Origin of the sequence: Pseudoxanthomonas sp. GW2 (assembly GCF_000283075.1) — a bacterium.
GTDB lineage: Bacteria > Pseudomonadota > Gammaproteobacteria > Xanthomonadales > Xanthomonadaceae > Pseudoxanthomonas.
Map to the genome: position 1 here is coordinate 1 of NZ_ALIP01000134.1, position 8,002 is coordinate 8,002.

At 73.4% G+C, this 8,002-nt stretch carries 9 protein-coding genes; all 9 read left to right on the forward strand.

The features are described 5' to 3' along the window. Positions 1-143: 143 nt before the first annotated feature. Positions 144-632 carry a YiiD C-terminal domain-containing protein gene (locus B351_RS16775; RefSeq protein WP_019399303.1) on the forward strand — a complete coding sequence of 163 codons (489 nt, stop codon included), beginning with the start codon at positions 144-146 and terminating at the stop codon, positions 630-632. 31 nt (positions 633-663) lie between these two features. After that, positions 664-1,083, forward strand: a complete 420-nt coding sequence (locus B351_RS0112125) for a hypothetical protein (protein WP_019399304.1) — start codon at positions 664-666, stop codon at positions 1,081-1,083. A gap of 67 nt (positions 1,084-1,150) precedes the next feature. After that, positions 1,151-1,585, forward strand: a complete 435-nt coding sequence (locus B351_RS0112130; protein WP_026010665.1) for a rhodanese-like domain-containing protein — start codon at positions 1,151-1,153, stop codon at positions 1,583-1,585. Positions 1,586-1,693: 108 nt separating this feature from the next. Beyond that, positions 1,694-2,230, forward strand: a complete 537-nt coding sequence (gene secB / locus B351_RS0112135; protein ID WP_019399306.1) for a protein-export chaperone SecB — start codon at positions 1,694-1,696, stop codon at positions 2,228-2,230. A 22-nt stretch (positions 2,231-2,252) separates the two neighbouring features. Further along, complete coding sequence (locus tag B351_RS0112140) at positions 2,253-3,284, forward strand: NAD(P)H-dependent glycerol-3-phosphate dehydrogenase (RefSeq protein ID WP_019399307.1); 1,032 nt, start codon at positions 2,253-2,255, stop codon at positions 3,282-3,284. A 230-nt stretch (positions 3,285-3,514) separates the two neighbouring features. Beyond that, positions 3,515-4,867, forward strand: a complete 1,353-nt coding sequence (locus B351_RS16780; RefSeq protein ID WP_037034204.1) for a peroxiredoxin — start codon at positions 3,515-3,517, stop codon at positions 4,865-4,867. A 51-nt stretch (positions 4,868-4,918) separates the two neighbouring features. Further along, positions 4,919-5,395 (forward strand): hypothetical protein, encoded by a 477-nt coding sequence (locus B351_RS0112150; protein WP_019399309.1) that lies wholly within the window; start codon positions 4,919-4,921, stop codon positions 5,393-5,395. Between the two features lie 8 nt (positions 5,396-5,403). Beyond that, complete coding sequence (locus tag B351_RS0112155; RefSeq protein WP_026010666.1) at positions 5,404-6,441, forward strand: cytochrome-c peroxidase; 1,038 nt, start codon at positions 5,404-5,406, stop codon at positions 6,439-6,441. Beyond that, positions 6,438-8,002, forward strand: a 1,565-nt coding sequence (locus tag B351_RS16785) for a protein-disulfide reductase DsbD (RefSeq protein ID WP_039731588.1), incomplete at its 3' end; no start/stop codon positions are given. The genes B351_RS0112155 and B351_RS16785, both read left to right, overlap by 4 nt.

Consider the following 8,002-nt stretch of genomic DNA (forward strand, 5'->3'; position numbering starts at 1 on the left):
GCCGCGCGGCGGCGCGGCGCATGGCGTCGTGGCCGCCGGCGGGGCGCAGCGAGACCAGGGTCCAGGGCGGAGGGGGTGCAGGCATCCGCGCATTATGCGCGGCCGCGGACCGGCCCGGGCCGGGCTTCCGCTACCCTTTGCCGATGACCACGAACGAGCCGCATGACCCCGCCCTGGCCGCCGTGCGCGCGCAGCTGTGCGCGATCCCGCTGGCGCGCCAGATGCAGATCGAGATCGTCCATGCCGGCGACGGCCGCCTGCGCCTGCGCGCGCCGCTGGCGCCCAACATCAACGACAAGGGCTCGGCCTTCGGCGGCAGCCTGGCCTCGCTGATGACCCTGGCCGGCTGGGGCCTGGCCACCTGGCAGCTGGCCCGCGCCGGGCACCCGGCCGACGTGTACGTGGCCGACAGCCACGTGCGCTACCTGGCGCCGCTGTACGACGCGCTGGAGGCGGAGGCCTGGCTGGAGGAAGGGCAGTGGGAGGATTTCCTCGCCACTTTCCGCCAGCGTGGCCGCGCGCGCTGCCGGATCGCCGCGCGCATCGCCCTGCCCGGCGGCGGCGATGCGACCGTGTTCAGCGGCCGCTACGTGGCCATGGCCGGCGGCCGCGCCGCCGGGGCCAGCTGCTAGCATGCCGGCCATGGCCCGCCGGAGGACGACGATGCGCATTCCAGGGATCCTGCTGCTGCTGGCGCTGTGCGCGCTGGTGCTGCCGGCGCATGCCATGGGCAAGCGCCAGGCGCAGGCCCTGGGCCAGGCGCAGGAGGCGTTCGCCGCGGCGGTGCGCTGGAGCGACTACGAGGCCGCGCTGCAGCTGGTCGATCCGGAATGGCTGGCCGCCCACCCGGTCAGCGGGCTGGAACTGGAGCGCTACCGCCAGCTGCAGGTGACCCGCTACCGCGAGGGCACCAGCTCGGTGCTGGCCGACGGCACCGTCGCGCGCGAGATCGAGGTCGGCGCGGTCAACCGCCACACCCAGGCCGAGCGCACCGTGCGCTGGCGCGAGCTGTGGCGCTGGGACGCGCAGGCGCGGCGCTGGTGGCAGGTCTCCGGGCTGCCGGACTTCTGGGACGGGCACTAGCGGCGGCGCGGCGCGGGGCATGTGCGACAATCGCCGCCCCGTCCCATCCGCATGAAGAACGCGCGCCGTGAATCTTGAGACCCTGATGGCCTTCGCCGGCCGCCACCCGATGCTGTCGCTGGCGCTGGCCGGTCTGACCGTGGCGATCATCTACACCGAGATCATGCGCCTGCTGCGCGGCTACAAGGCGCTCAAGCCGTCGGAGCTGGCGCTGGTGGCCAACCAGCCCGGCGCCCTGGTGGTGGACCTGTCGGCGATCGCCGATTTCGAGAAGGGCCACATCGCCGGCAGCCGCAACATCATCCCCAGCCAGTTCGACCCGGCCGGCAAGCTGCTGGCCGGCGCGAAGCAGTCGCCGGTGGTGGTGGTGTGCCGCACCGGCATGGCCTCGGCCGGCGCCGCGCGCAAGCTGAAGAAGGCCGGCTTCGAGCAGGTGTACTGGCTCGACGGCGGGCTGGTCGCCTGGCAGGCCGCGGGCCTGCCCCTGGTCAAGGGCCGCTGAGCCCGGCCGCGCCCCGGGGCTACCCGCGTCCGGCGCACGTGCCATAATCCCGCGTTCCGTTCCCGGCCGGTTCAGCCGGCCATCCAACCAGCGATTCCGGAGTCCGAAATGTCCGACGAAACCACCAACGGCGCTGCCGCCCCCGCCCCGCAGGAAGCCGCCGGCGCGGCCTTCAGCGTCGAGAAGATCTACGTCAAGGACGTTTCCTTCGAGTCGCCCAATTCGCCGGCGATCTTCAACGAGCAGGGCCAGCCGGACCTGCAGCTGAACCTCAACCAGCGCGTGCAGCGCCTGAACGAGACCGCGTTCGAGGTCTCCCTGCGCGTCACCCTGACCTGCAAGGTCGGCGAGAAGACCGCCTACGTGGTCGAGGTCGACCAGGCCGGCGTGTTCGGCATCGCCGGCCTGCCGCCGCAGGGCGTGGACGTGCTGCTGGGCACCCAGTGCCCGAACATCCTGTTCCCGTACGTGCGCCAGCTGGTCAGCGACCTGGTCCAGGCCGGCGGCTTCCCGCCGTTCCTGCTGCAGCCGATCAACTTCGACGCGCTGTACGCCGAGACCCTGCGCCAGCGCCAGGCCCAGGCCGCGCAGCAGCAGGCCGCCGAGGGCGACGTGGCCTCGGCCGAGCCGGCCGGCAACGCCTGATCCGGCGGCAAACGCGCATCCGATGACTGCCGCAACCGGCAGCAGCAGGCTGGCGGTCCTCGGGGCCGGGTCGTGGGGCACCGCCCTGGCGACCCTGACCGCCCGCAACGGCCTGGCCACCACCCTGTGGGGCCGGGACGCGGTGGTGGTCGAGGCCATCGACCAGCGCCACGAGAACCCGCGCTACCTCCCGGGCATCCCGCTGCCCGGGAGCCTGCGTGCCACCACCGACCTGGCCGCGGCCGTCGCCGGCTGCGACTGGGTGCTGGGGGTGGTGCCCTCGCATGCCTTCACCGAGACCCTGCACGCGCTCAAGCCGCTGCTGCCGGCCGGTGCCGGCGTGGCCTGGGCGACCAAGGGCTTCGAGCCCGGCTCCGGCCGCTTCCTGCACGAGGTTGCCGCCGACGTGCTCGGCCCGGGCGTGCCGCTGGCCGTGGTTACCGGCCCCTCGTTCGCCAAGGAAGTCACCCTGGGCCTGCCCACCGCGGTGACCGTGCACGGCGAGGACCCGGCGTTTACCCGCAAGGTCGCCGCGGCCTTGCACGGCCCCGCGTTCCGCGCCTACACCGGCGATGACATGGTCGGCGCCGAGCTGGGCGGGGCGATGAAGAACGTGCTGGCGGTGGCCACCGGCGTGGCCGACGGCATGGAGCTGGGCCTCAATGCCCGTGCCGGCCTGATCACCCGCGGCCTCAACGAGATGCTGCGCCTGGCCGCGGCGATCGGCGCGCGCCCGGAGACCCTGATGGGCCTGGCCGGCCTCGGCGACCTGGTGCTGACCTGCACCGGCGACCTGTCGCGCAACCGCCGCCTGGGCCTGGCCCTGGGCCGCGGCAAGGAGCTGCACGAGGCGGTGCGCGAGATCGGCCAGGTGGTCGAATCGGTGCAGACCGCCAACGAGGTCATGCGCCTGGCCAACCGCCACGGCGTGGAACTGCCGATCTCCGCCGGCGTGCACGCCGTGCTGCACGGCGAGCTGACCCCGCGCCAGGGCCTGGAGCAGCTGCTGGCCCGCGAACAGAAGCCGGAATACCCGGAAACCCTGTTCCGCTGAGGGCTGCCCGCGCCGGCTCGCGGCGCGGGGCCCCGTGATGATGGATCGACCGGAGCCGCCATCGCAGGCGGCGGCCGGGTGTAGCCGCCGCCGCGGAAGCCGCCTCAGCACCTGCCCTCATCAGCACATGAGCACATGCCATGCATGGCGTGGGTTTTCGCGTGGACGCCGCCGCGTGCCGCTTCCTACATTCGTTGCCCCGGAGGCATCCCCAACGACGAGGTGAGGCAATGAAGGCAGTTGCAGCGCTGCTGTGGTCAGGCACCGCATTGCTGGCCACGCTCCTGCCGGCCGCCGCCGCCGAGGCCGCCGCGCGCTTCCCGAAGGAAGGCATCTGGCGCGGCGAGTTCACGGTGGACGGCGACCCGATCCCGTTCAACTTCGAGGTCCGGGGCCGCGACGCGGCCGACGCCAGCTTCGAGCTGATCAACGGTTCGCGCCGCGATCGCTTCGTGGTCGAGCGCGTGTCCGACGACACCCTGTCCGTGCCGATGAACACCTACGACGCCGCCCTGGTGTTCACCGTGCGCGACGACGGCACCCTCGCCGGCGAGTACCGCGACCTGGTGCCCAGCCGCAACGGCGCGCGCAACATCCCGTTCACCGCCGAGCACGGCAAGGCCTGGCGCTTCGTCGAACCCGGCCGCGAGCAGCCGGCCGGGGTCGACCTCAGCGGCAAGTGGGCGTTGCAGCAGTCCGACCAGGCGCGCCTGCGCGACGACAACCCCGACGAGCGCCGCAACCGCCGCAACCAGGTCGGCCTGTTCCAGCAGCAGGGCAACCGCCTGACCGGCGTGATCATGACCGCGGTGGGCGACTCGCGTGAGCTGGAGGGCGTGGTCCAGGGCAACCGCTTCTGGCTGTCGCACTTCAGCGGCCCCAGCCCGCGCCTGATCAAGGGCACGATCGACGAGGACGGCAACCTGCAGGGCGTGTCCGGCTCGGGCATCTACAACGTGGTGCGCTTCGAGGGCCGCAAGGACCCGGCGGCCGAGCTGCCCGACCCCTACCAGCTGACCTTCCTCAAGGACGGGCAGAAGCGCATCGACTTCAGCTTCCCCGACCTGCAGGGCCGCACCGTCTCCCTGCGCGACGACAAGTACAAGGGCAAGGTGGTGATCGTCGAGGTGATCGGCACCTGGTGCCCGAACTGCACCGACCAGACCTACTTCCTGGCGCCGTGGTTCAGGCAGAACAGGCACCGCGGGGTCGAGGCGGTGGCGGTCGCGTTCGAGCAGGAGGACAGCTTCGAGTACTTCCAGAAAGTGCTGGGCAAGTTCAAGCAGTACTTCGACATCCAGTACGACATCGTGTTCGGCGGCATCGCCGACAAGAAGGTGGCGACCGAGAAGCTGCAGGGCGTGAACTACCTGGCCGCGTTCCCGACCACCTTCATCATCGACCGCAAGGGCGAGGTGCGCGAGATCTACACCGGCTACACCGGCACCGTGACCGGCGAGTACTACGAGCAGTACGTGGCCCGCTTCAACGCGCTGCTTGACGAACTGCTGGCCGAGCCGGACCCGTACGCCAGCGCCGATGCCGGCACTGCGCCGCCGGCCACGCTGGCCGCCGCACCCTGAACCCGGCGCCTGCCGCGGCGGCGGCAGGCGCCATCGCAACGAGGAAGCACCATGAGGGACTGGAAACAGGCCGCCCGCGGCCTGCTGCTGGGCGCGCTCGCCCTCGCCGCGGCGCCGGCGCCGGCGCAGGAAGAAGTGGAACTGGACTGGCGCTGGCGCGCCGAAGCGGTGCCCGGCGCGCCGGGCGAGGTCGAGCTGGTGGCCAGCGCGCCGGTGCGCCCGGGCTGGATCGTGTACGCCGCCGGCTTCGACGCCGGGGACTTCGGGCCGCGCCCGGCGCGGCTGGCGGTGGAGTCCGGCGGCCAGGCGCTGCAGTCGCTGCGCGCGGAAGGCGCGCAGGAACGCAGCGGCAGCAACTTCGCCGGCGAGTACCGCTATGCCTACTTCGCCGGGCAGGCCACCTTCCGCCAGCGCGTGCGCCTGGAGCCGGGCGCGCGCGAGGTCAGCGGCACCCTGGCCGGGCAGAGCTGCCACGAGGGCAGCGGGCTGTGCACCCTGTTCAAGGCACCGTTCGCCGTCGTGCCGTGAGGAATGCCGTGGACGCTGCCGCTTTGCGCACGCGCCGCCGCCGTCGTGGCCACGGGCCGCGCCTGCTGCTGGGCCTGGCCCTGGCCGCCGCGGGCCTGGCCGCGCTGCCGTGGCTGGCCGGCGCGGCCGCCACCGCCACCGGCGCACCGGCCGCCGCCGACCTGCCCGCGCTGCGGGTGGAGCTGGGCCGGCGCCTGTTCTTCGACCCGCTGCTGTCCTCCGACCGCAGCACCAGCTGCGCGTCCTGCCACCGCCCCGAGCGCGCCTTCGCCGACGACGTGCCGGTAAGCGCCGGCGTGGGCGGACGCCTGGGCCGGCGCAACACGCCCTCGGTGCTCAATGTCGCCGCGCGCACCTCGATGTTCTGGGACGGCCGCGCCGAGACCCTGGAGGAGCAGGCGATCTTCCCGATCGAGAACCCGCTGGAGATGGACCTGCCACTGGAGCAGGCGCTGGCGCGGCTCAACGCCGACCCGTCCTACCGCGCCGCGTTCGAGGCCGCCTACGGCGGTCCGGCCACCGCGCGCAGCCTTGGCCGGGCCCTGGCTGCGTACCAGAAGACCCTCGAGTCCGGCGATTCGCCCTACGACCGCTACGCGCGCGGCGACGACGGCGCCATCAGCGAGGCGGCGCGCCGCGGCCGCCTGCTGTTCATCGGCAAGGGCAAGTGCGCGGACTGCCATTCCGGCGAGGACTTCACCTCCGACCGCTTCCGCAACATCGGCCTGTACGACGGCGCCGGGCTCGCCGACCGTGGCCGCGGCGAAGTCACCGGCAACCCGGCCGATGACGGCCAGTTCAAGGTGCCCTCGCTGCGCAACGTGGCGGTGACCGCGCCGTACATGCACAACGGCATGTTCGCCACCCTGCGCGAGGTGCTGGAGTACTACAACGACCCGGACCGCGTGGTACCCGGCGCCCACGGCCGCGATGCCTCGATGTCCGGCCCGCTGGGCCTGGACGCGCAGGAGCTGGACGACCTGGAGGCCTTCCTGGTGTCGCTGACCGACGCGCGTTACGCGCCGCTGCTGGAGGCGCGGCGATGAGCGCGGTCGCCATGCCCCGTACCCTGCGCGCGCGCTGGCCGTTGCTTGGCGCATTGCTTGCCGGCGCCGTAGTCCCGTCGCTGCATGCGAAGGACACAGGACCGCCGGGCCTGCTGCCGGTGGAGCAGGCGTTCGCCCTGGACGCGCGGCTGCAGTCGCCGACCCGGCTGCGCCTGCACTGGCGCGTGGCCGACGACTACTACCTCTACCGCGAACGCATCCACGTACGCGCGCTGGACGATGCGCCGGCGCCGGAACTGCGGTTGCCGCCGGGCGTGGCCAAGGACGATCCCGACCTCGGGCCGGTCGAGGTCTACCGCGGCAAGGCAAGCGCCGAGGTCGTGCTGGCGGCGCCCGCGGCGCCGGCCACGGCCACCCGCCTGCGCGTGGTGGTGCAGGGCTGCCACGAGGTCGAGCCGCTGGTCTGCTATCCGCCGCACGCCACGGTGCTGCGGATCGACGGCGGCCTCGTGCGGGTGGAAGGCGCGCCGGACGCGGGCGCCACCGCCACCGTAGCCGTGGATGCCGGGGTAGCCGGCGCGACGGGATCCGGAACCGCCGCAGCCGCCGCCACCGGCGCTCCGGCCGTGGCCGCGCTGCTGCTGTCGGCCGTGCTTGGCGGCCTGCTGCTCAACCTGATGCCCTGCGTGCTGCCGGTGCTGTCGCTGAAGGTATTGTCGCTGGCCGGATCCGGCGGCTCGCCGCGCCATGCGCGCCACCGCGCGCTGGCCTATACCGCCGGCGTGCTGCTGGCCTTCGCCGCGCTTGGTGCCATCGTGCTGGCCCTGCGCGGCGCCGGCCTGGCCGTGGGCTGGGGCTTCCAGCTGCAGCAGCCGGTGGTGGTCGCGTTCCTGGCCTGGGTGATGCTGGCATTGGGCCTGTCGCTGTCGGGCGTGGTCCTGATCGGCACCCGCCTGGGCGGCGCCGGCCAGGCCCTGGCAGGCCGCGACGGGTTGGGGGGCGATTTCTCCACCGGCGTGCTGGCGGTGGTGGTAGCCAGCCCCTGCACCGCGCCGTTCATGGGCGTGGCCCTGGCCGCGGCCTTTGCGCTCCCGGTCGCGGCCGCGCTGGGTGTGTTCCTGGCGCTGGGGCTCGGGCTGGCGCTGCCGTTCCTGCTGGCGGGCTTCGTCCCGGCGCTGGCCACGCGCCTGCCGCGCCCGGGGCCGTGGATGGAAACCCTCAAGCAGGCGCTGGCCTTCCCGCTGTACGCCACCTCCGCGTGGCTGGCCTGGGTGCTGGTGCGCCAGCACGGCAGCGAGGCCCTGGGCTGGCTGCTGGCCGGGATGCTGTGGCTGGCACTGGCGCTGTGGGCCAGCGAGCGCCTGCGCCACGTCGGCAACGGCGGACCGCGGCTTGCGGCCTTGCTGCTGGCGCTGGTCGCGGCCTGGCCGCTGTACCGGATCCACGCCCTGCCGACGGCGGCACCGGAGCCGGCGCGGCAAGCGGCCGACGGCAGCCTGCCGTACTCGGCGCAGGCGCTGGCGCGGCTGCGCGCCGACGGCCGCACCGTGTTCGTGAACATGACCGCCGACTGGTGCGTGACCTGCAAGGCCAACGAGCG

Bases quoted from the DNA above. Each gene is read 5' to 3' on its own strand.
- B351_RS16775 (WP_019399303.1), top strand. From the start codon at position 144: ATGACCACGAACGAGCCGCATGACCCCGCCCTGGCCGCCGTGCGCGCG.
- B351_RS0112125 (WP_019399304.1), top strand. From the start codon at position 664: ATGCGCATTCCAGGGATCCTGCTGCTGCTGGCGCTGTGCGCGCTGGTG.
- secB (WP_019399306.1), top strand. From the start codon at position 1,694: ATGTCCGACGAAACCACCAACGGCGCTGCCGCCCCCGCCCCGCAGGAA.
- B351_RS0112140 (WP_019399307.1), top strand. From the start codon at position 2,253: ATGACTGCCGCAACCGGCAGCAGCAGGCTGGCGGTCCTCGGGGCCGGG.
- B351_RS16780 (WP_037034204.1), top strand. From the start codon at position 3,515: ATGAAGGCAGTTGCAGCGCTGCTGTGGTCAGGCACCGCATTGCTGGCC.
- B351_RS0112150 (WP_019399309.1), top strand. From the start codon at position 4,919: ATGAGGGACTGGAAACAGGCCGCCCGCGGCCTGCTGCTGGGCGCGCTC.